The sequence below is a fragment of the Streptomyces sp. NRRL S-1813 genome, from assembly GCF_000719605.1.
Lineage (GTDB): Bacteria > Actinomycetota > Actinomycetes > Streptomycetales > Streptomycetaceae > Streptomyces > Streptomyces decoyicus.
On record NZ_JOHB01000113.1, the window covers coordinates 1 to 238 of the forward strand.

At 71.4% G+C, this 238-nt stretch carries 1 protein-coding gene; it reads right to left on the minus strand.

The window, feature by feature from the left end; genetic code table 11:
* Nucleotides 1–238, minus strand: a 238-nt coding sequence (locus IF67_RS40115) for a hypothetical protein (protein ID WP_037840478.1), incomplete at both ends; no start/stop codon positions are given.

Sequence of the window (238 nt, forward strand, 5' to 3'; positions counted from 1 at the left end):
CTCTTCCTGGGGGGTGGGGGTGCGGCGCCGTGCGGTGGTGGTGGCCGTGTCCTGCTCGTCGTCGTCGGTGTCCTGGGGGAGGAGTTCGAGTTGTCCGTCGGCTGTCCAGCGTGCGGGGGTGCCGGTGGGGTACATCAGTGAGCCTGAGCCGGCGGGGCTGAAGGGGTCGGTGACGCAGGTGTCGTGGCTGAGTTCGTGGCCGGTGAGGGTGGTGCCGGTCAGGTCGGGTCCGGCGAGG